General features: G+C 42.5%; 19 protein-coding genes, 2 tRNA genes, 1 rRNA gene and 1 pseudogene. All 23 read left to right on the top strand.

The genetic code is table 11. The features are described 5' to 3' along the window. The first annotated feature begins 36 nt into the window (after positions 1-36). Positions 37-507, top strand: coding sequence for a S1 domain-containing RNA-binding protein (locus A374_RS16635; RefSeq protein WP_007203404.1), 471 nt, complete (start codon positions 37-39; stop codon positions 505-507). A gap of 175 nt (positions 508-682) precedes the next feature. Next, positions 683-759, top strand: a tRNA-Met gene (locus tag A374_RS16630). Between the two features lie 28 nt (positions 760-787). Continuing rightward, positions 788-862, top strand: a tRNA-Glu gene (locus A374_RS16625). A 161-nt stretch (positions 863-1,023) separates the two neighbouring features. Beyond that, the gene (spoIIE, locus tag A374_RS16620) at positions 1,024-3,513 is read left to right on the top strand and encodes a stage II sporulation protein E (protein ID WP_007203403.1); all 2,490 of its coding nucleotides are present in this window, start codon (positions 1,024-1,026) and stop codon (positions 3,511-3,513) included. An 84-nt stretch (positions 3,514-3,597) separates the two neighbouring features. Beyond that, positions 3,598-4,347, top strand: coding sequence for a vWA domain-containing protein (locus tag A374_RS16615; protein ID WP_007203402.1), 750 nt, complete (start codon positions 3,598-3,600; stop codon positions 4,345-4,347). Then, positions 4,316-5,287, top strand: a complete 972-nt coding sequence (locus A374_RS16610; protein ID WP_007203401.1) for a protein kinase domain-containing protein — start codon at positions 4,316-4,318, stop codon at positions 5,285-5,287. The genes A374_RS16615 and A374_RS16610 overlap by 32 nt, the downstream gene beginning before the upstream one ends. Positions 5,288-5,381: 94 nt before the next feature. Further along, positions 5,382-6,782, top strand: a complete 1,401-nt coding sequence (gene tilS, locus A374_RS16605; protein WP_007203400.1) for a tRNA lysidine(34) synthetase TilS — start codon at positions 5,382-5,384, stop codon at positions 6,780-6,782. 14 nt (positions 6,783-6,796) lie between these two features. Continuing rightward, positions 6,797-7,336: a hypoxanthine phosphoribosyltransferase gene (gene hpt, locus A374_RS16600; protein WP_007203399.1), complete on the top strand. Its 540-nt coding sequence runs from the start codon at positions 6,797-6,799 to the stop codon at positions 7,334-7,336. Positions 7,337-7,402: 66 nt separating this feature from the next. Then, entirely contained in the window at positions 7,403-9,346 is a 1,944-nt protein-coding gene (gene ftsH / locus A374_RS16595; protein ID WP_007203398.1) for an ATP-dependent zinc metalloprotease FtsH, read from the top strand. 85 nt (positions 9,347-9,431) lie between these two features. Next, entirely contained in the window at positions 9,432-10,211 is a 780-nt protein-coding gene (locus A374_RS16590) for a type III pantothenate kinase (protein ID WP_007203397.1), read from the top strand. Positions 10,212-10,227: 16 nt separating this feature from the next. Continuing rightward, positions 10,228-11,112 (top strand): Hsp33 family molecular chaperone HslO, encoded by an 885-nt coding sequence (gene hslO, locus A374_RS16585; RefSeq protein WP_007203396.1) that lies wholly within the window; start codon positions 10,228-10,230, stop codon positions 11,110-11,112. Between the two features lie 83 nt (positions 11,113-11,195). Continuing rightward, a complete protein-coding gene (cysK, locus tag A374_RS16580; protein WP_007203395.1) occupies positions 11,196-12,125 on the top strand; it encodes a cysteine synthase A in 930 nt (309 codons plus the stop codon). 209 nt (positions 12,126-12,334) lie between these two features. Further along, the gene (pabB, locus tag A374_RS16575) at positions 12,335-13,726 is read left to right on the top strand and encodes an aminodeoxychorismate synthase, component I (protein WP_050979769.1); all 1,392 of its coding nucleotides are present in this window, start codon (positions 12,335-12,337) and stop codon (positions 13,724-13,726) included. Between the two features lie 16 nt (positions 13,727-13,742). Then, entirely contained in the window at positions 13,743-14,342 is a 600-nt protein-coding gene (pabA, locus tag A374_RS16570) for an aminodeoxychorismate/anthranilate synthase component II (protein WP_007203393.1), read from the top strand. Beyond that, a complete protein-coding gene (gene pabC / locus A374_RS16565) occupies positions 14,327-15,184 on the top strand; it encodes an aminodeoxychorismate lyase (protein ID WP_007203392.1) in 858 nt (285 codons plus the stop codon). Before pabA ends, pabC begins: the two co-directional genes overlap by 16 nt. Before the next feature lie 32 nt (positions 15,185-15,216). Then, positions 15,217-16,056, top strand: coding sequence for a dihydropteroate synthase (gene folP / locus A374_RS16560; RefSeq protein WP_040340699.1), 840 nt, complete (start codon positions 15,217-15,219; stop codon positions 16,054-16,056). A gap of 2 nt (positions 16,057-16,058) precedes the next feature. Further along, complete coding sequence (folB, locus tag A374_RS16555) at positions 16,059-16,421, top strand: dihydroneopterin aldolase (RefSeq protein ID WP_007203390.1); 363 nt, start codon at positions 16,059-16,061, stop codon at positions 16,419-16,421. Continuing rightward, a complete protein-coding gene (folK, locus tag A374_RS16550) occupies positions 16,418-16,945 on the top strand; it encodes a 2-amino-4-hydroxy-6-hydroxymethyldihydropteridine diphosphokinase (protein WP_040340695.1) in 528 nt (175 codons plus the stop codon). The genes folB and folK overlap by 4 nt, the downstream gene beginning before the upstream one ends. Then, positions 16,897-17,115, top strand: a complete 219-nt coding sequence (locus tag A374_RS20180) for a helix-turn-helix domain-containing protein (RefSeq protein ID WP_007203388.1) — start codon at positions 16,897-16,899, stop codon at positions 17,113-17,115. The genes folK and A374_RS20180 overlap by 49 nt, the downstream gene beginning before the upstream one ends. Before the next feature lie 14 nt (positions 17,116-17,129). Then, a pseudogene (gene dusB, locus A374_RS16545) lies at positions 17,130-18,123 on the top strand (tRNA dihydrouridine synthase DusB). 127 nt (positions 18,124-18,250) lie between these two features. After that, entirely contained in the window at positions 18,251-18,667 is a 417-nt protein-coding gene (locus A374_RS16540; protein ID WP_007203385.1) for a GreA/GreB family elongation factor, read from the top strand. Positions 18,668-18,679: 12 nt separating this feature from the next. Continuing rightward, positions 18,680-20,173, top strand: coding sequence for a lysine--tRNA ligase (gene lysS, locus A374_RS16535; RefSeq protein ID WP_007203384.1), 1,494 nt, complete (start codon positions 18,680-18,682; stop codon positions 20,171-20,173). Between the two features lie 424 nt (positions 20,174-20,597). After that, a 16S ribosomal RNA gene (locus tag A374_RS16530) occupies positions 20,598-22,135 on the top strand; the annotation flags it as partial.

Here is a 22,135-nt window from a genome sequence, read left to right as displayed (position 1 = left end):
TAAACTTAAGAATACCTAAGGAGGAGCATTTTCTTCATGTCAATTGAAGTAGGCAGCAAGTTGCAAGGTAAGGTTACAGGGATTACTCATTTTGGTGCGTTTGTAGAGCTGCCAGGAGGCACGACCGGACTTGTACACATTAGTGAAGTTGCAGACAATTACGTCAAGGATATCAATGATCATTTAAAGGTCGGCGATGAAGTCGAAGTTAAAGTCATGAATATTGAAAAAGACGGCAAAATCGGCTTATCTATTAAAAAGGCAAAGGATCAACCAGCGCCTGTAAGAAATAGTTACGGACCACCTAAGAGTGGATTCGGACAATCTAAAGGTGGCTTTAACAAGCCGCGTAAAGGTGCACCACGTGGAGGCGGTAACGGCTTTAGTGGAGCTCTTACTTTCGAAGATAAAATGAGTAAATTTCTCAAAGATAGTGAAGACCGTCTGGCAACGTTAAAGCGCCAAACTGAGTCCAAGCGCGGCGGACGCGGTGCTCGTAGAGGCTAAGCAACTGCTATTATAATGCTCAAGCATTTTTAACCTTTTATAATAATTAACGTCTCCTTTTGGAGGCGTCTTTTTTTATAGAAAATCACTCTTCTGAAATTTTATTTATATTTTTTGAAAATGCGTTGACAAAACTATTCGTTATATTGTAATATACTACTTGTGTCGTTGATATGGCGGTGTAGCTCAGCTGGCTAGAGCGTACGGTTCATACCCGTGAGGTCGTGGGTTCGACTCCCTCCGCCGCTACCATTTTAACTACTAATTACATATATGTATTGGCCCGTTGGTCAAGCGGTTAAGACACCGCCCTTTCACGGCGGTAACACGGGTTCGAATCCCGTACGGGTCACCATTACATAAAATTGCTCAACCCTGTATTTTTATATAAAAATACAGGGTTTTTTGTATTTGTCCGTCGATAAGTTTTTGAAACAAGCTCTGTTCGTTTGACAAAAAATGTGAAGAATGCCCGTTATAATGAGACACACAAAACAAAAACGGGTGGTGTGGAGAATGTTTCAAAAGGCGGATGAAAATGTGATCGAACCAATGCGTGCCATGGTATGGCTTGAGAAGACCCAAAATGTATCACGTGGGGCAAGTAAGAAACTGATGCACCGTGTAGAGAGGGTACTGCTTAATTGGCGGTTGCTGCTCTTTGCAGTGGGTTTCCTTTTAGGACGAGCCATGATCTTATCTGAAGTTACTCCCTTTGCGTTACCTCTTATTGCCTCTGTCTTCATCTTGCGAAAAGAACGGATCGGGATTGCCTTCTTAGCGTTAATCGCTGGGGCGCTATCACATACACCAATGAATGTTTTCTACATAGTGCTTGGCGTAGCCTCGTATGCACTGTTTCAAAAAGGCGTAAACCTTTTTGCTAAAAAGAGAATAAGATGGGTACCGGTTGCGGTTTTTGCGGCAAGTTTTACCGCTAGATTGGCTGTGACGGTCGTTACAGAAGGGAAACCACCAGTAAGTGCTTATTTAACAGGTGCTGTGGAAGCAGGACTTGCGTTTGTTTTAACGTTAATCTTCTTGCAAAGCATTCCGCTGTTAAACTTTAAAAAAGCGCCACAAACACTAAAAAACGAAGAAGTTATATGTTTTATGATTATGCTTGCTTCTATATTAACAGGAACGATTGGCTGGGAACTGTATGGCTACTCGATTGAACATATCGTATCGCGTTATTTAGTTATGTTATTTGCCTTTGCAGGTGGAGCAGCTATTGGATCCACTGTCGGCGTTGTAACTGGATTGATTTTAAGCCTTTCCAACGTGGGAAGTTTACCGCAAATGAGCCTTTTGGCGTTTTCTGGTTTGCTTGGTGGACTATTAAAAGAGGGAAGGCGAATTGGCGTTAGCATCGGGTTGTTGCTCGGTACGATGTTAATTGGTATGTATGGAGGAAGTGGAACAATTACACAAACGCTTATTGAAACGACTATTGCCATTGCGTTGTTTTTTATTACCCCTAAATCTGTCGTTGCCAACATTGCCCGCTATGTACCGGGTTCGCGTGAACATTCCAATGAACAACAACAATATGTAAAGAAAATTCGTGATGTAACCGCTTCGCGTGTCGAACAATTTTCGACGATGTTCCAAGCGCTTTCTCATTCTTTTGACGCGTACGGAGTAGAGGAAGAAGAGCGAGAAAGTCGAGAGCTCGATTTCTTTTTAAGCAATGTAACAGAAAAGACGTGCCAAAATTGCTTTAAAAAAGAACAGTGTTGGGCTGTCCATTTTACTAAAACGTATGAATTAATGACAGACATTATGACTGAGCAAGAACAGTTTCAAGAAATAAAAAATCGCAAGCTAAAGGTTGAATGGGAAAAACATTGTGTAAAACCCGATAAAATTAGTGAAGCAATTCGTAAGGAACTCTCTCATTATCATGCTAGTCAAAAATTAAAGCAGCAAGTACAAGAAAGCCGCAAACTTGTTGCTAACCAACTGCTAGGTGTATCGCAAGTGATGGGGAATTTTGCAAAGGAAATTCAAAAAGAGCATGCTAACCACCAAGTACAGGAAGAGCAAGTAAAAGACGCAATTGCACGGGCTGGCATAGAGGTCGGACATATTGATATTTATAATCTTGACACATCCAATGTAGATATAGAATTAAGCATTCCTAATTGCCAAGGCAGCGGTGAGGCTGAAAAAATTATCGCGCCGCTTCTATCGGACATTCTTGGTGAGACGATCATTGTAAAAAAGGAAGAATGCGGCTTTTACCAAAATGGCTTCTGTCATGTAGTATTTGGCTCGGCTCGGGAATTTGTAATAGATATTGGGATTGCTAGTGCGGCTAAAGGCGGGGCCTTCGTATCGGGTGACTCGTATTCTACCATTGAGCTTGGCGGTGGAAAGTATGCGATCGCTATTTCTGATGGCATGGGAAACGGGGAGCGTGCTTCGAAGGAAAGTAATGAAACGTTAGAGTTGCTACAAAAAATATTAAAATCAGGCATTGATGAGGAAGTGGCTATTAAGTCGGTTAACTCGGTCCTTTCCTTACGAACGACAGATGAGATTTTCTCAACGCTTGATTTAGCGATGGTTGATTTACAAGATGCCTCGTTAAAGTTTTTAAAAATCGGATCGTCACCAAGCTTTGTGAAACGCGGAGATCAAGTGCGTGCGATTGAAGCATCGAATTTACCAATTGGTATTATTGAAGAGTTTGACGTTGACGTTGTAAGTGATCAGTTAAAGGCTGGAGATTTACTCATTATGATGAGTGATGGCGTGTATGAAGGTCCTAAGCATGTTGAGAATATTAATGTTTGGATGAAACGCAAAATTAAAGAAATGAATACGGACGATCCGCAAGCGGTTGCCGATTTGTTAATGGAAGAAGTCATTCGCACTGGATCGAATTGCATTGAAGATGATATGACCGTTGTTGTAGCAAGTATTCGTCGTAACATTCCAAAGTGGGCGTCCATTCCACACTTTCCGAAGATTACGATTAAGCGGCAAAAAGCACAATGATTTTTTTGCAGTTAGTCGTATAATTCATCTCATCGATGACAAGGATGGTACCAAGTAACTTTTGAAGGATGAGAGGTGTTATCGATGGATTTAAAAAAAGGAACGTTGCGCCAAGTACTATTAATTACTGATGGGTGTTCCAATCATGGTGAAGATCCCATTGCGATGGCGGCTTTAGCAAAAGAACATGGCATTACCGTAAATGTTATTGGGATTTTAGAAGAGCGGAATGAAGAATATCATCGTAAAGGATTAAAGGAAGTGGAAGAAATCGCGATGGCTGGCGGTGGCGTAAGTCAAATCGTCTATACGTCGCAACTTTCACAAACAGTACAAATGGTAACGCGAAAAGGAATGGCCCAAACAATTCAAGGTGTTATTAATAGTGAACTATCACAAATCTTAGGAAAAGATGCTGTAATTGAAGATCTAGCGCCGCAACAGCGGGGTGAGGTCATGGAAGTGGCAGATGACCTTGGAGAAACGATGGATTTAGAAGTGTTAATATTAGTTGACGCATCGGGCAGTATGGAAAAGAAGTTGGCAACCGTCCAAGAATCACTCATTGATTTATCCATTTCCTTAAATGCGCGTATGGGCTTTAATCAATTTTCACTGTACGCGTTCCCTGGAAAGCGTGAAGAATGTGAACAGCTGATAGACTGGACACCGCGGTTAAATACTTTAAGTAGTATTTTTAGTAAATTGTCGTCAGGTGGAATTACCCCGACTGGTCCGGCGTTAAAAGTGGCATTGGCAGAATTTACGGACAGGCTTTCGAAAAGGAGAATGATTTCCGGTGATGAGGAATACATCGAAGGCTCAGGATTTTAAGTTTCAAGCCGGTGAACGAATCGTTGGCAAGTGGCACCATCATGAATATACCATTCTTTCTGTCCTTGGAGCCGGTGCGACAGGGACTGTTTATTTAGCGCAACATAAGAGTGGGAAAGTCGCTCTAAAAGTAGGCTTTGAAACACCCTCTATTATTTCGGAAGTAAATGTGTTAAAACATTTTGCGAAGGTCCAAGGAACAGTGCTTGGGCCTTCTTTAATCGATGTCGATGATCATGTTGCAGACGGTACCATTATTCCATTTTACGTGATGGAGTATTTGGATGGTGTTTCTTTGTTTTCTTTTATGAAACAGCATCAGCAAGAATGGTTATCGGTATTCTTCTTACAGTTATTAAGTGATCTGCAATTGTTACACCAAGCGGGATGGGTATTTGGCGATTTAAAGCCAGATAACGTATTAATCGTCGGACCTCCCTATCGCATTCGTTGGCTTGATGTTGGAGGAACAACACAAATTGGTCGATCCATTAAAGAATATACAGAGTTTTTTGATCGCGGCTATTGGGGGTTAGGATCGCGTGTTGCGGAACCTTCTTATGATTTATTTGCCTGTTGTATGATAATGGTGAATATTGCGTACCCAAAGCGTTTTGAGAAGCTAAAAGCGGGGAATGACCAATTGAAAGAAGCTGTTATGCATAGTCCTTTATTAGCACCGTATGCTCCTGTCATTAAAAAGGGGCTGTATGGGAATTATGCTTCGGCGGAAGCGATGAAACAAGAGTTACTCTCATTGCTGCATAAGAAAAAGCACGTTATGCCACAGCAACAGGCAAAGACTACCGTTGCATCCTCTCGAATACAGCACAAGAAACAGAGCCGTCACAATAAAAGAGGCGTCGCTTTTGAACTTCTCTTACTCGGTACGTTTTTCCTTGTTGTCTATTTCTTTTATTTATGGAGTCAGTCAATGTGAACGTTTTATGGCTATGTAAAGGATCACTGCATAATGTCTCGCCGTTTTGATATACTGAACGGGAAAGTTTGCACAGTAGGAAGGACGAGAAGAAGTGTTTCAAGCAGTTGATGAGCTCATTAAGAAATTTAACATGATTGCTCCTGGTCAAACCATTGTGGTGGGTGTTTCTGGGGGGCCAGACTCGATGGCGTTGTTGCATTATTTATGTAGCCTGCGAGAAAGCTTGCGCTTAACCATTGTTGCAAGTCACGTTGATCATCAGTTGCGTGGTAAGGAGTCACAGGAAGATTTAGCTTTTGTTGCTGCCTATTGTCGTCAATGGGATGTGCCTTTTAGCGGAAAAGCGATCGACGTAGCAGCCTATAAAAAGCAACAACAACTTACGAGTACGCAGGTAGCAGCTAGAGAATGTCGCTACGCATTTTTTAAAGAAGTAATGGCCTCGTACCACGCAGATGCGTTGGCACTTGCTCATCATGGCGATGACCAGATTGAAACGATGCTGATGCGTATGACGCGAGGAAGTTCGAGTGGCGCTCTTGCCGGCATAGCAGCAGTACGTCCGTTTCATACGGGAGTCCTCATCCGTCCTTTCTTAGGAATAACAAAAGAGGAAATAGAGCATTATTGTAAAGTACATTCTTTTGCCGTGCGACAGGATGCGACAAACGACTTAGACGATTATACAAGAAACCGTTTTAGGCATTATGTACTGCCATTTTTAAAAAAAGAAAACCCAAATGTTCATAAAAGATTTCAAGTAATGAGTGAAACCATTTCTGAAGATGAAGCGTATATGATAGAGCGTACAGAGGAGCAAATGAAGAAAGCAATCCTTGTTCAAAACGAGCAGGAAGTACAGGTTTCTGTTTCAACATATCTTCATATGCCAATTCCTTTACAAAAAAGGGCGATTACACTAATATTAAACTATCTATATAAGCAAACACCTTCATCTCTTTCCTCGGTACATAAGGAGAGCTTTTTAGCTTTACTCAATAGCGATCATCCATCTGGACAACTACATTTTCCGCAAGCGCTTCACGTTGTTCGTTCGTATGATATGTGTTCATTACATTTTTTGTCAGCTGAACAACCTAGTGCGTATGAACAGAAGCTGTTTGAGGATCAAGTCGTAGATGTTCCCGGGGGAACACTTTCTTTTGAGTTAAAAAAGGATATTCCATATGAACAAAAGGGAAAAGATGTTTTTGTATGTGATGTTAAAAGTGTAATACTCCCATTAACTGTGCGCACCCGCAAACCAGGGGACAGAATGATCATTAATGCTTTAGGCGGCACTCGCAAAGTAAAGGATATCTTTATTGACGAGAAGGTTGATCGAACAAAGCGTGATCAATGGCCCATTCTTGTGGATGGATCTGGTGCAATACTTTGGATTCCGAACGTTAGGCACGCCGTAATCCCACAATCAGATAAGACAGAGCAATGGGTAGTCTTACAGTTTCAAAATTCCTGCCAGGACGTCTAGGAGGCCAAAGCAACATGCATGATGAAATGAAAGAAGTATTAATTTCCGAGGAAACTCTTCAAGAGAAAATTAAAGAACTCGGTGCCCAGTTATCAAATGAATATCAAGATCGTTTTCCACTTGTGGTTGGTGTCTTAAAAGGAGCGCTTCCTTTTATGGCGGATCTTATTAAAAAAATGGATATTCATTTGGAGATTGACCTCATGGCTGTTTCTAGCTATGGTGCTTCTACTGTGTCATCAGGAGAAGTGAAAATTATTAAAGACCTTGATACATCGCTAGAAGGACGCGATATCATCATTGTCGAAGATATTATAGACAGCGGCTTAACCTTAAGCTATCTTGTCCAACTATTTAAGCATCGCAAGGCAAATTCAGTGAAGATTGTTACCCTTCTTGATAAGCCGACCGGCCGTAAAGTTGATATTAAACCAGACTTAACGGGCTTTACTGTACCTGATGCATTCGTTGTCGGATACGGACTTGATTATGTGGAGCGTTATCGCAACCTCCCGTATATCGGTGTATTAAAACCAGAGGTGTATGAAAAGTAAGACGGATGTAGCAATATGCAATAATAAATGCAATTCATTGTCTCATTGTTATTGAGGAGGTAAGGAATGAATCGGGTCGTCCAACAGGTCATATTTTTCGTGTTAATTTTTCTAGCAGTATTTGGAGTTGTCCATTTCTTTCAAGGATCAAGTACAAATGTTTCTAAAATCCACTACTCAGAGTTAACACAGTATATTTCAGAAGGAAAAATTAAAGTAATTGAGTATCAGCCGGAAAATGGTGTGTATGCTGTTAAAGGTAAAACAACAAATGACAAAGTATTTGAAACGTATACACCAGCTGCTGATGAATCCATTAAGCAGCTATCCAAATTAGCTTCTGATGCGAAAGCAAAAGGGATCGATGTTTCTATTAAGCCAGAAGAGCAAACAAGTGGGTGGGTGACGTTCTTCACGTCCATTATTCCATTTGTCATTCTCTTCATCCTATTCATCTTCTTGATGAATCAAGCCCAAGGTGGCGGAAGCCGTGTTATGAACTTTGGGAAAAGTAAAGCAAAACGTTACAATGAAGAGAAGAAGAAGGTTACATTTAAAGATGTAGCCGGCGCAGACGAAGAGAAGCAAGAGCTTGTAGAAGTGGTAGACTTCTTGAAAGATCCACGCAAGTTCTCAGCAGTTGGCGCGCGTATTCCGAAGGGTGTTCTTTTAGTAGGACCTCCAGGAACAGGTAAAACATTACTTGCTCGAGCTGTAGCAGGTGAAGCAGGCGTTCCGTTCTTCTCTATTTCAGGTTCTGACTTCGTGGAAATGTTTGTTGGGGTCGGTGCTTCACGTGTACGTGACTTGTTCGATAATGCGAAGAAGAACGCACCTTGTATTATCTTTATCGATGAAATTGATGCAGTAGGTCGTCAACGTGGTGCAGGTCTTGGTGGTGGACACGATGAACGTGAACAAACGCTTAACCAATTGCTCGTTGAAATGGATGGCTTCGGTGCAAATGAAGGAATTATTATCATTGCAGCAACAAACCGTCCAGACATTCTTGACCCAGCTCTTCTTCGTCCAGGTCGTTTTGACCGCCAGATTACGGTCGGTCGTCCGGACGTTAAAGGTCGCGAAGAAGTACTGCAAGTTCATGCTCGCAATAAACCGCTTAGTGCGGAAGTATCGCTGAAAACGATTGCGATGCGCACACCAGGATTCTCTGGTGCAGATCTTGAGAATTTGTTAAATGAAGCTGCACTCGTTGCGGCACGTCAAAATAAAAAGACAATTGATATGGACGATATCGACGAAGCGGTGGATCGCGTCATTGCCGGTCCAGCCAAAAAAGGTCGCGTCATTTCTGAAAAAGAAAAGAATATTGTTGCCTATCATGAAGCAGGTCATACTGTCATTGGCTTAATCCTTGAAGGAGCAGATACTGTTCATAAAGTAACGGTTGTTCCTCGCGGTCAAGCAGGTGGTTATACAGTCATGTTACCGAAAGAAGATCGCTACTTTATGACAAAACCAGAACTACTTGATAAAATCGTTGGTTTGCTAGGTGGTCGTGTAGCGGAAGAGCTTACGTTTAATGAAGTAAGTACGGGAGCTTCTAATGACTTCCAACGTGTTGCAGATATTGCTCGCCGAATGGTAACAGAATTTGGTATGAGTGATAAGCTTGCACCAATGCAATTTGGATCAAGCTCAGGTGGCCAAGTGTTCTTAGGTCGTGATTTTAATAACGATCAAAATTACAGTGATGCCATTGCACGTGACATTGATATGGAGATTCAACATATCGTTAAAACTTCGTATGAGCGTTGTAAGCAAATTCTTACAGAACACAATGATAAATTAGAAATCATTGCTCAAACACTTCTTAAAGTGGAAACACTGGATGAAGAACAAATTAAAGAGCTTGTCAAAACAGGTAAGCTTCCAGAGCGTAAAGTGATTTCACCTTCTGCCGATCAGGAACTGAAATTAACGTTCCAAAAGAAAGAAGAAGAAGTGAAGAACGAGGAACCACCAACTGAAGATAAGAAAGAAGATTAATTTCAAAACAAGGATGCCTCTATGATTAGGGGCATCCTTTTTAAAAGGATTTCTTTTAATTTTGACATGAAGTGAGGCGTCATACATGATTTTTGTCTTTGATGTAGGGAATACAAACATTGTACTAGGGCTTTATCATGAAGAAGAGCTTCTTCATCATTGGCGTATTAGTACGGCTAGAGAAAAAACGGAAGATGAATATGGCATGCTTATTGTCAATTTATTTAAAGAAGCATCCATTGCTAAAGAAGCCATTGAGGGCATTATTATTTCATCCGTCGTCCCACATATTATGTCGACGTTAGAGCGTATGTGTTTAAAATACTTTCATCGCAAGCCACTTCTAATTGGACCGGGCATCAAGACAGGCTTAAATATCAAATATGAGAATCCACGCGAAGTTGGTGCCGACCGCATTGTAAATGCGGTAGCTGCTATCCAATTGTATGGAGCGCCAGTCATCGTAGTTGATTTTGGAACAGCAACAACGTATTGTTACATTAATGAACAGGGACATTATATGGGTGGTGCCATTGCTCCCGGGATCAATGTGGCAACAGAAGGCCTTTATAAAAATGCAGCTAAACTTCCACGCATTGAAATTTCCAAGCCTCCAAGCGTTATAGGCAAAAATACAGTCAACGCTATGCAATCTGGGTTATTATTTGGATATGTCGGTCAGGTTGAAGGGATCGTCAAACGCATAAAGCAAGAAACGAACGTGAATGCAACAGTGGTAGCAACGGGCGGAATGGCAGGCTTAATTGCCGAAGAGTGTGCTGAAATTGATGTAGTAGATCCGTTTTTAACACTGAAAGGATTACACGTTATTTATTGCAAAAATACACATAAAGATAAATGGTAAGGAAAAGGTGAAGGATATGTCAGATTATTTAATTAAGGCACTTGCATATGATGGACAAATTCGTGCTTATGCAATGAAAGGTACAGAGATGGTAGGGGAGGCGCAACGCCGACACATTACATGGCCAACTGCTTCGGCTGCCCTTGGTCGTACGATGATGGCTTCCACGATGATGGCGGCAATGTTAAAAAGTGATAAACATAAGATTACTGTAAAAATTGAAGGAGAGGGACCGTTAGGCGCGATCATCGTTGATGCAGCACCAAACGGCGATACACGGGGTTATGTTCATAATCCGCATGTGCATTTTGATTTAAATCAACACGGTAAGCTTGATGTAGCGCGAGCAGTCGGAGGGACAGATGGATATTTATCTGTTGTAAAGGACCTTGGTCTTCGCGATAATTTTACGGGTCAAGTGCCACTTGTATCAGGCGAAATTGGTGATGATTTTACGTATTACTTTGCTTCTTCTGAACAAGTACCTTCTGCTGTTGGTGTAGGTGTACTTGTTAATCCCGATAATAGCATTTTAGCGGCAGGTGGTTTTATCATTCAAGTATTGCCGAATGCAGATGATGCAGTCATTTCTGCGTTAGAACAGCGCATTAAGACGATTGAACCGATTTCTAAATTGATTGAACGAGGCTTAACACCAGAAGAAATTCTTTATGAGCTACTAGGTAAGGACAATGTGAAGGTACTAGAAACAATGTCAGTTCAATTTCAATGTACATGCTCTCGCGAAAGAATTTCTAATGCATTAGTTTCTTTAGGAAAAGAAGAAATTCAAGCTATTATTGAAGAAGAAGGGCAAGCGGAAGCACATTGTCACTTTTGTAATGAAAAATATGTCTTTGATCGTGAAGAATTAGAACAGCTTCAAGAGGAAAGCCGGTAATTACCATATAAATTGACAGACGCTTCGAATCGTTGGTACACTAAATCCAATAAAACTACTCGGAATTAAGGGGCGTGAATAGGATGGCAAGAATAGCAAATTCAGTTACAGAGCTTATTGGACAAACGCCGGTTGTAAAATTAAACCGCTTGAACAATGAAGCTCACGCAGATGTATATTTGAAATTAGAGTTTATGAACCCGGGAAGTAGCGTTAAAGACCGCATTGCTTTAGCCATGATTGAAAAAGCAGAGCAAGATGGTAAGCTAAAAGCCGGTGATACGCTAATAGAACCGACAAGTGGTAACACGGGTATTGGGTTAGCGATGGTTGCTGCTGCTAAAGGGTATAAGGCTATTCTTGTTATGCCTGATACAATGAGTATGGAACGTCGGAATTTGCTTCGTGCTTATGGAGCAAGTCTTGTCTTAACACCAGGTGCAGAAGGAATGGGCGGAGCGATTCGGAAAGCGGAAGAGCTGGCTAAAGAGCACGGCTACTTTTTAGCACAACAATTTAATAACGAAGCAAACCCAGAAGTTCATCGGCAAACAACAGGAAAAGAAATAGTAGAACAATTTTCTGAAGGACTCGATGCCTTTGTTGCTGGTATTGGTACGGGTGGAACGATGACAGGATCTGGTGAAGTGTTAAAGCAAGCTTTTCCATCCATTAAATTGTATGCAGTAGAACCGGCAGATTCTCCTGTTTTAGCTGGTGGAAAACCTGGTCCGCATAAAATTCAAGGAATTGGTGCTGGATTTGTGCCATCGATTTTAAATACATCACTTTATGATGAAGTGATTCCCATCACAAATGAAGAATCTTTTGAGTATGCGCGACGAGCGGCAAAGGAAGAAGGAATTCTAGGTGGAATTTCATCTGGAGCGGCGATTGCGGCAGCTCTTAAAGTTGCAGAAAAGCTCGGTAAAGGAAAAAAGGTGTTAGCCATCATTCCGAGTAACGGAGAGCGTTACTTAAGCACACCACTTTATCAATTTGATGATGAATAAGAAAAAAAGAGCTGTTGCCTATGTGCATCAGCTCTTTTTTTATGTGATGAGCTAAGTTCCATCAAGTGGTAAGTGAGGTCGATTATTTTTATCGCCACAGTGATTGCTGTTCAGTTACAATAGATACCATAAAGAGAGATTTTAGGAGTGTGACAGCCGTGGATCATCAAACGACTACGCGACGTGATTGTCGCTATACGAAAATTTCCATGCAACCCAATGAATGGTTTGCTCGTTACCAAGCATTTAGTAAACATGAAACGCATCATGTACTACTTGAAAGCGGTCAAACCGGTAACTATAGTGTAATGGGAGTGAAACCAAGTGCCACTATTTCTGCGAAAAATGGTGAGGTAACGATACAGAATGCTGAGGAAACGATCGTTCGTAAAGGCAAGGTACTTCCTATTATTAAAGAATGGCTAGCTGCCTTTGACTGTTCACGAAAAATAGGGATGCCAGACTATTATGGTGGAGTGATAGGCTATTTTAGCTATGATATTGTGCGTGAAATTGAAAAGCTTCCCTCACTGTCGGAAGATGATCTTGCGTTGCCAGATGTATACTTGTATATGTTTGATGAGTTGTTTGTTTATGATCATAAAGCCGGCTATTTATGGATGATCGTTTATTTTGAAGATGACGGTACAGAAGCCGAACAACGCCTTTTACACTTAAAAAAAGCTTGGGAACAACAACCAGAAAACATTCACCAGCTAGCATTTGAACGAAATGAAGAAGTGAAAGCAAGTGTTTCATTAGATGAGGCTGCCTTTTCTGCTGCCGTTTTACGGATTCAAGACTATATTGCAGCAGGCGATGTGTTTCAAGTGAATTTATCGGTTCGCCAAACACAACCGCTTAAAACGCACCCAATGGCGATTTATGAACAGTTACGTCACATGAACCCTTCTCCTTATATGGGCTATTTTCATTCACCTGAGTTCCAGCTAGTTAGTGCCTCGCCTGAATTGCTTGTGAAAAAGAAAGAGCGCTTGATTAGTACACGGCCGATTGCTGGTACGCGGTCTCGTGGAAAAACACCTGAGGAAGATGCTGCGTTAGCGGCGACTTTAATTGAAAATGAAAAAGAGCGTGCCGAGCACGTAATGCTCGTTGATTTAGAACGTAATGATCTTGGTAAAGTGAGTGAATATGGCTCCGTTTATGTTGATGAATTTATGACGATTGAAAAATACTCACATGTGATGCACATTGTTTCGAATGTCCAAGGCATATTGCGTCAATCATCTGATGCGTATGACCTGTTGGAAGCGACCTTTCCTGGTGGTACAATTACCGGCGCGCCTAAAATTCGAACGATGGAAATTATTGAAGAACTTGAGCCTGTGCGTCGAGGGGTATATACTGGCTCTATCGGCTGGATTGGATTTGATGGTGATATGGAAATGAATATCGCTATTCGAACAATGGTTTGTCAAGACGGTGCTGCCCATGTACAAGCAGGTGCAGGCGTCGTTATTGATTCTAATCCAAAAGCTGAGTATAAGGAATCATTAAAGAAGGCAGCGGCACTTTGGCGAGCAAAAGAACTCGCAGAAGAAGCAGCAAGCAAAACAGTTGAGAAGAGTAGAGCTTAGAGGAGGAAGATGAGAAATGATTATGATGATTGACAATTATGATTCGTTTACGTACAACTTGGTGCAGTACTTAGGTGAGCTTGGCCAAGAACTGATCGTTAAAAGAAATGATGAAATTACGTTAGAAGAAATTGAGGCGCTACAGCCAGATTATTTAATGATTTCACCTGGACCTTGTTCCCCCAATGAAGCAGGAATCAGCATGGATGCTATTCGTTATTTTGCAGGGAAAATCCCGATTTTTGGGGTGTGCCTTGGTCATCAGTCGATCGCTCAAGTGTTCGGCGGAGATGTCGTGCGGGCAGAACGATTGATGCATGGAAAGACGTCGATGATTGCTCATGATGCGAAGACGATCTTTGCAAACCTAGATCAGAACATGACCGTAACACGTTATCATTCATTAATCGTTAAACCAGAAACGTTGCCTTCGTGTCTAGAAGTGACAGCAACTACCGCAGAGGGTGAAATAATGGCTCTTCGTCATAAAGAACTTCCAATAGAAGGTGTACAATTTCATCCTGAGTCAATTATGACTCAGACTGGTAAACAAATGTTGCAAAATTTTATTAACCATTATGAAACTAAAAGGAATACGGTATGTACCTCTCGATAAATGGCAAACTTGTTACAGAGAACGAAGCGGTTATATCTCCGTTTGATCATGGCTACATGTATGGCTTAGGTGCTTTCGAAACGCTTCGGGTTTATGATGGTCATCCCTTTTTATGGAATGATCATATGGAGCGGTTAAGAGAAGCGCTACAAGCATTAAATATTACCTATGATTTAGACAATCAGAAAGCATGGATGGAAACAAAACGGCTTCTGCGTCGTAATCAGTGGAGAAACGCTTATATTCGCTTTAATATTTCGGCTGGCATAGGCGGAATTGGTTTACAGACAGAAGCCTATCAACAGCCTACGGTCATTATTTATGGTAAACCGTTACCTAAAGACGGACCTTACAATGAAAAGAAGCTCGTGCTATTACAAACGACTCGAAATACACCAGAAGGTACTAGTCGTATAAAATCTCATCACTACCTAAATAGTGTCCTCGGTAAACGTGAGCTGCAGCATCCTTTAACAGAAGAAGGCCTCTTCTTAACACAAGAAGGCTATGTAAGTGAAGGGACTGTTTCAAATGTTTTCTGGACAAAAAATCAAATCTTATATACACCGAGCCTCTCAACGGGTATTTTAAACGGAATTACACGCCAATTTGTTATGATGGCTGCGAAACAGTCGGGTCTAATTGTAGAAGAAGGGGAATTTACAGTACAGGATATAGCAAGTGCTGACGAAATTTTCCTAACTAACTCTATTCAAGAAATCGTGCCTGTGAGCAACTTTTTAGACAAGGCATATCCAGGCGCAACAGGTATGCACGTACAAGCTCTCTTGTTTTTTTATCATAGCAACCGTTGTGAGCGTTGGAGTATGAGAGATGAGTAAGAAGGAGGCGGAGAACCGTGGAACAGAAGATGATGACGAATGACCGGAGTCGCATCATTCGTTGCGGCAAGCATACGCTTGATTTATCAAAAAAGACGTACATCATGGGTATTTTAAATGCAACGCCGGATTCTTTTTCCGATGGTGGTCGCTTTGACTCTGTGGAGCTAGCCGTTCAGCGTGCAAAGGAAATGGTTGCTGATGGAGCAGATATTATAGACATTGGTGGAGAATCAACACGACCTGGTGGCGAAAAAGTTAGCTTAGAAGAGGAGCTTCGGCGAGTAGTTCCTGTTATTTCAGCAGTAGCCAAAGCGGTTGATGTCCCCATTTCTGTCGATACGTACAAAGCAGAAGTTGCGCACCAAGCGATTGTAGCTGGCGCTCATATCATTAATGATGTATGGGGAGCAAAAGCAGATCCACAAATGGCGGAAGTTGCTAGTCAGCATCGTGCGCCGATTATTCTAATGCATAATCGAACAAATCGTGATTATGTAGAGTTTATGCCTGATGTGCTGGCTGATTTGAAAGATAGTGTAGCCAAAGTAGTGAAAGCTGGCGTTTCTTTAGACGCAATTATTTTGGATCCAGGTATCGGTTTTGTAAAAACTCAAGCGCAAAATCTAGAAACGATGCGCAATCTTCATAAAATTGTAGCACTTGGCTATCCAGTGTTATTAGGAACATCACGAAAATCAATGATTGGTCACGTATTGGATTTACCAGTTGAAGACCGCGTGGAAGGAACGGCAGCGACGGTTTGTTTAGGTATTGAACGCGGTTGTTCAATCGTTCGAGTCCACGACGTAAAAGCGATGAGTCGAACGGCAAAAATGATGGATGCAATGCTTGAAATAGGGAGGATGTAATCATGGATAAAATTTACATGAATCAACTCGCATTTTACGGCTATCATGGTGTGTTTCCAGAAGAAACAAAGCTTGGTCAACGTTTTATTGTTGATCTAATCTTAGAATTAGATCTTGCGCCCGCAGGACATAGCGATGACATAGAACAATCTGTTCATTATGGAGAAGTGTACGCATTAGTGAAAGAGATTGTCGAAGGTGAGCCACGCAAACTCGTTGAAGCAGTTACAGAGTCAATTGCTGAAGCCCTTCTAGAGAGCTTTTCGCTCATTCAGCAATGTACCGTAAAAGTCATTAAGCCCGATCCACCTATTCCCGGTCATTATGACTCTGTAGCTATTGAAATGACAAGAGGTCGTAGTTGATGAATGAAGCCTACGTTTCCCTCGGATCGAACATCGGTAATCGAGCGGCTTACTTGAACGACGCGCTTACCATGATTAGCGATATGGAGCAAACGGAATTAGCGGCAGTATCATCTCTGTATGAAACAGAGCCTGTCGGTTATACGGAGCAACCGTCTTTTTTAAATATGGTGATCGCGCTCCATACATCACTTACTCCTTTTGCTTTACTGAAGGCATTGCAGGAGATTGAGCAAACGTTAAAAAGAACACGTGATATACGATGGGGTCCGAGAACGATAGACCTTGACATTTTGTTGTATAATAGGGAACGTATACTGACGGAACAACTGCACATTCCTCATCCGCGGATGCTGGAACGTGCTTTTGTGCTCATTCCGTTAATTGAAATCGCTCCTGAGTTACAAGTACCTGGCGAGGAAAAATCGTTAGCAGAACTTGTTAACCAGTTACAAGACAAAGAGGGTGTACACAAGTGGAAGAGCAACGATGGGGAAGAAGAATCAGAGCCTTTCGAAAGCTGAAAGGGTACACCCAGGAAAGCTTTGCGCGAGACTTGGGTATTTCGGTATCGGTTCTTGGGGAAATAGAGCGTGGCAATCGCCAGCCGAAACAAGAGCTAGTAAGCCGAATGGCAACACTTTTTCAAATTTCTATAGATGAGTTAACCGAAGACGGTAGTCTTCAACAGTAAAGCGAGGTGAGAACGTGTTAGAAATAGGTGGAATTCCCTTGAAAAATCAAGTTGTACTTGCGCCAATGGCGGGTGTTTGTAACCCGGCTTTTCGCTTGATTGCGAAGGATTGGGGCAGGCTTAGTTTGTGCGGAAATGGTAAGTGACAAGGGAATCCTGCATGAAAACGAGAGATCCTTAAAGATGTTATACGTAGATGAGCGGGAAAAACCATTAAGTCTTCAAATTTTTGGTGGAGAACGTGAATCTCTCGTTGCTGCAGCTAAGTATGTAGATAAAAATACAAATGCCGATATTATAGATATCAACATGGGTTGTCCAGTTCCTAAAATTACAAAGTGTGATGCAGGAGCACGTTGGCTTCTTGATCCTGATAAGATTTATGAAATGGTAGCCGCAACCGTTGATGCTGTACAAAAGCCCGTCACCGTTAAAATGAGAATTGGTTGGGACGAAGATCATGTTTATGCAGTGAAAAACGCACAAATGGTTGAACGTGCTGGCGGTGCAGCCATTTCACTGCATGGTCGCACACGTGTGCAAATGTATGAAGGGCGCGCTAACTGGGATATCATTAAGGAAGTGAAACAGAACATTTCCATTCCACTAATTGGAAATGGTGATATTTCTACACCTCAAGAAGCAAAGTACGCACTTGATACGTACGGCGTAGACGGTGTGATGATCGGACGTGCCGCTCTTGGTAATCCGTGGATGCTCTATCGTACGGTGCAATATCTAGAGTCAGGCATCATTGCCCCTGAACCAACCCCTCGTGAGAAAATGGATATTTGTATGTTGCATATGGACCGCTTAATTGATATTAAAGGTGAATTTGTTGCGGTTCGAGAAATGCGTAAGCATGCAGCATGGTACTTAAAAGGGTTGCCAAAGACAGGGACAGTACGTAATGCTGTTAATGAGCAAACAACACGTGACGGCATGAGCAATTTATTGTACGGTTATGTTGCCGAAATAGAAGAGAAGCATGAAGATCAAGTAAGCTAACTGATTTTTTTAGAATAAACGATGGCCAGAAAACCCTTCTGGCTATTGTTGCACTTATAGTTTATATACACCTCCATCTAGTGATATCTTCATTGACTTATTGATTATGAAATAAGGAGGAAGAGAAATGGAAGACAAGATTTTCCTCACCCTAGAGGGCGCTAGAGCACTACAAGAAGAGGTCGTGGCCTTACAAGCGAAAGAATTAGCAGGTAAAGAAAAAGAACAGGTCTTTTTTTCAGAACGAAAAAGGATGCTTTCGAATGTCTTGTCACGTGCTGAAGTATTACCTTCAGAGTGGTACCCGGGAACTGTGGTAGAAGTAGGTTCTCAAGTGACGCTGTTAGACCGAGCTTTTGACGATGAATATACGTATACGCTCGTTCATCCATTTGAAGCGGATCATAGGACGTACAAGCTTTCATCCCAATCACCGCTCGCTTGTGCCCTAATTGGGCAGCCACTATATGCCCACATCAACCTCTCGCTTGCTGGAGGAGAGCTTTCCTATGAAATAACCAACATACTAAACTGTAGAAAGTAGGAGAATGAGTTTATGAGCCAGGATATGGAATTAAACGATTTACTGCGCGTACGCAGAGAAAAATTGAATGCACTACAAGAGAGTGGACAAGATCCATTTGGCACGAAATATGTTCGTACGCATGCTGCGCAAGACATTTTAACGCAGTTTGAAAATGTAACAAAAGAAGAGTTAGAAGAACAAGGCGTTGAAGTAACCATTGCAGGTAGAATTATGACAAAACGCGGCAAAGGTAAAGCTGGTTTTGCTCACATTCAAGACTTAACAGGACAAATCCAAATTTATGTACGTTTAGACGCTGTAGGTGAAGAGTCATATAACCTATTTACAACAATTGATATCGGGGACATTGTCGGTGTAACTGGTACTGTGTTCAAAACAAAAGTAGGCGAGCTTTCTGTTAAGGCGAAAGACTTTCAACTATTAACAAAATCCTTACGTCCACTTCCGGATAAATTTCATGGGTTAAAAGATGTTGAACAACGTTATCGTCAGCGCTATGTTGACCTTATTATGAATCCTGAAGTAAAAAATACGTTTGTGGAAAGAAGTAAAATTATTCGTTCAATGCGTCGCTACCTCGATGATCACGGCTATCTAGAAGTAGAAACGCCAACGATGCATTCTATTGCAGGTGGTGCATCCGCACGTCCATTTATCACTCACCATAATGCGCTTGATATGGAACTTTATATGCGTATTGCTATTGAGCTTCATCTAAAACGCCTCATTGTTGGTGGATTAGAAAAAGTATATGAAATCGGTCGCGTATTCCGCAATGAAGGTGTATCCACTCGTCATAATCCGGAGTTTACGATGATTGAGCTATACGAAGCTTATGCAGATTACCACGATATTATGGAATTGACTGAAAATCTTATTGCTCATATTGCAAAAGATGTTTATGGTAGTACAACTGTTCAATATGGTGAGTATGAAGTGAATCTTGAACCAAAATGGAAAAGAGTCCACATGGTTGATGCAGTTAAAGAAGCAACTGGTGTAGACTTCTGGCCTGTTATGACAACAGAAGAAGCGCGCGCGTTGGCAAAAGAACATAATGTACATGTAACGCCTGCAATGACATACGGTCATATTGTTAATGAATTCTTTGAGCAGTTTGTAGAGGAAACGCTTATTCAACCAACGTTTGTTTACGGTCATCCTGTGGAGATTTCACCACTTGCTAAAAAGAACACAGAAGACGAGCGTTTTACAGATCGTTTTGAACTATTTATTGTTAGCCGTGAGCATGCTAATGCCTTCTCTGAATTAAATGACCCAATTGATCAGCGCGAACGCTTTGAAGCGCAATTAAAAGAACGTGATCAGGGGAATGACGAAGCGCACATGATGGATGAAGATTTTGTAGAAGCTTTAGAGTACGGTATGCCACCAACAGGCGGATTAGGGATCGGCATAGATCGCCTCGTAATGCTATTAACAAACTCGCCATCTATTCGCGACGTCCTGCTATTCCCGCAAATGCGTCATAGTGAGAAGTAGGGAGAACATGAGAGTACAGCCTGTTAGAATGAGGACAGGCTGTTCTTTTTCTTCTATATAACCTAAGGATAAAAGGGAAGAAAGAAAAGAGAATCACTTTTTTGAAGTTTTTTTAAAAAAAGTATTGCAATGATTATTAATAGGTGATATATTATTACTTGTCGCTGGACAACATAACGAAAGCGGTCAACGAATGAATCGATTTTAAAAAACGCTAAAAACTTTTTAAAAAAGATTGTTGACAAGATGAAGACAGCGTGTTAAGATAAATGAGTCGCCACTGAGCGACAAGGAACGACGGCAAAACAGCCGCGTTCGACAAAAACAAAATGTTCTTTGAAAACCAAACAAAAGCCAGAGTAAGTCAGGGATTATACAATCCCATCAATTTCTTTAAAACTTTTTAAGAGCTATATCAAACACTTTATTGGAGAGTTTGATCCTGGCTCAGGATGAACGCTGGCGGCGTGCCTAATACATGCAAGTCGAGCGAACAGATGAGAAGCTTGCTTCTCAGACGTTAGCGGCGGACGGGTGAGTAACACGTGGGCAACCTACCTATAAGACGGGGATAACTCCGGGAAACCGGGGCTAATACCAGATAATCAAGAAGAACACCTGTTTTTCTTGTGAAAGTCGGTTTCGGCTGACACTTATAGATGGGCCCGCGGCGCATTAGCTAGTTGGTGAGGTAACGGCTCACCAAGGCCACGATGCGTAGCCGACCTGAGAGGGTGATCGGCCACACTGGGACTGAGACACGGCCCAGACTCCTACGGGAGGCAGCAGTAGGGAATCTTCGGCAATGGACGAAAGTCTGACCGAGCAACGCCGCGTGAGCGATGAAGGCCTTCGGGTCGTAAAGCTCTGTTGTCAGAGAAGAACAAGTATCGGAGTAACTGCCGGTACCTTGACGGTACCTGACCAGAAAGCCACGGCTAACTACGTGCCAGCAGCCGCGGTAATACGTAGGTGGCAAGCGTTATCCGGAATTATTGGGCGTAAAGCGCGCGCAGGCGGTTCCTTAAGTCTGATGTGAAAGCCCACGGCTCAACCGTGGAGGGTCATTGGAAACTGGGGAACTTGAGTGCAGGAGAGAAAAGTGGAATTCCACGTGTAGCGGTGAAATGCGTAGAGATGTGGAGGAACACCAGTGGCGAAGGCGGCTTTTTGGCCTGTAACTGACGCTGAGGCGCGAAAGCGTGGGGAGCAAACAGGATTAGATACCCTGGTAGTCCACGCCGTAAACGATGAGTGCTAGGTGTTGGGGGGTTCCACCCTCAGTGCTGACGTTAACACATTAAGCACTCCGCCTGGGGAGTACGGCCGCAAGGCTGAAACTCAAAGGAATTGACGGGGGCCCGCACAAGCAGTGGAGCATGTGGTTTAATTCGAAGCAACGCGAAGAACCTTACCAGGTCTTGACATCCTCTGACCACTTGAGAGATCAAGCTTTCCCCTTCGGGGGACAGAGTGACAGGTGGTGCATGGTTGTCGTCAGCTCGTGTCGTGAGATGTTGGGTTAAGTCCCGCAACGAGCGCAACCCTTGACCTTAGTTGCCAGCATTCAGTTGGGCACTCTAGGGTGACTGCCGGTGACAAACCGGAGGAAGGTGGGGATGACGTCAAATCATCATGCCCCTTATGACCTGGGCTACACACGTGCTACAATGGGTGGTACAAAGGGTTGCGAAGCCGCGAGGCTAAGCCAATCCCAAAAAGCCACTCTCAGTTCGGATTGTAGGCTGCAACTCGCCTACATGAAGCCGGAATTGCTAGTAATCGCGGATCAGCATGCCGCGGTGAATACGTTCCCGGGCCTTGTACACACCGCCCGTCACACCACGAGAGTTTGTAACACCCGAAGTCGGTGAGGTAACCTTTTGGAGCCAGCCGCCGAAGGTGGGACAGATGATTGGGGTGAAGTCGTAACAAGGTAGCCGTATCGGAAGGTGCGGCTGG

Source organism: Fictibacillus macauensis ZFHKF-1 (genome assembly GCF_000269865.1).
In the GTDB taxonomy this organism is placed as follows: domain Bacteria; phylum Bacillota; class Bacilli; order Bacillales; family Fictibacillaceae; genus Fictibacillus_C; species Fictibacillus_C macauensis.
Note: the sequence above shows the minus strand (reverse complement) of the source record. Positions and strands in the feature narration are given on the sequence as shown.

Coding starts and splice junctions, on each gene's coding strand:
- folB (WP_007203390.1), top strand. CDS start 16,059: ATGGATAAAATTTACATGAATCAACTCGCATTTTACGGCTATCATGGT.
- ftsH (WP_007203398.1), top strand. CDS start 7,403: ATGAATCGGGTCGTCCAACAGGTCATATTTTTCGTGTTAATTTTTCTA.
- pabA (WP_007203393.1), top strand. CDS start 13,743: ATGATTATGATGATTGACAATTATGATTCGTTTACGTACAACTTGGTG.
- A374_RS16635 (WP_007203404.1), top strand. CDS start 37: ATGTCAATTGAAGTAGGCAGCAAGTTGCAAGGTAAGGTTACAGGGATT.
- pabB (WP_050979769.1), top strand. CDS start 12,335: ATGCAACCCAATGAATGGTTTGCTCGTTACCAAGCATTTAGTAAACAT.
- pabC (WP_007203392.1), top strand. CDS start 14,327: ATGTACCTCTCGATAAATGGCAAACTTGTTACAGAGAACGAAGCGGTT.
- hpt (WP_007203399.1), top strand. CDS start 6,797: ATGCATGATGAAATGAAAGAAGTATTAATTTCCGAGGAAACTCTTCAA.
- cysK (WP_007203395.1), top strand. CDS start 11,196: ATGGCAAGAATAGCAAATTCAGTTACAGAGCTTATTGGACAAACGCCG.
- A374_RS16540 (WP_007203385.1), top strand. CDS start 18,251: ATGGAAGACAAGATTTTCCTCACCCTAGAGGGCGCTAGAGCACTACAA.
- A374_RS16610 (WP_007203401.1), top strand. CDS start 4,316: ATGAGGAATACATCGAAGGCTCAGGATTTTAAGTTTCAAGCCGGTGAA.
- A374_RS16615 (WP_007203402.1), top strand. CDS start 3,598: ATGGATTTAAAAAAAGGAACGTTGCGCCAAGTACTATTAATTACTGAT.
- A374_RS16590 (WP_007203397.1), top strand. CDS start 9,432: ATGATTTTTGTCTTTGATGTAGGGAATACAAACATTGTACTAGGGCTT.
- hslO (WP_007203396.1), top strand. CDS start 10,228: ATGTCAGATTATTTAATTAAGGCACTTGCATATGATGGACAAATTCGT.
- folP (WP_040340699.1), top strand. CDS start 15,217: ATGACGAATGACCGGAGTCGCATCATTCGTTGCGGCAAGCATACGCTT.
- spoIIE (WP_007203403.1), top strand. CDS start 1,024: ATGTTTCAAAAGGCGGATGAAAATGTGATCGAACCAATGCGTGCCATG.
- lysS (WP_007203384.1), top strand. CDS start 18,680: ATGAGCCAGGATATGGAATTAAACGATTTACTGCGCGTACGCAGAGAA.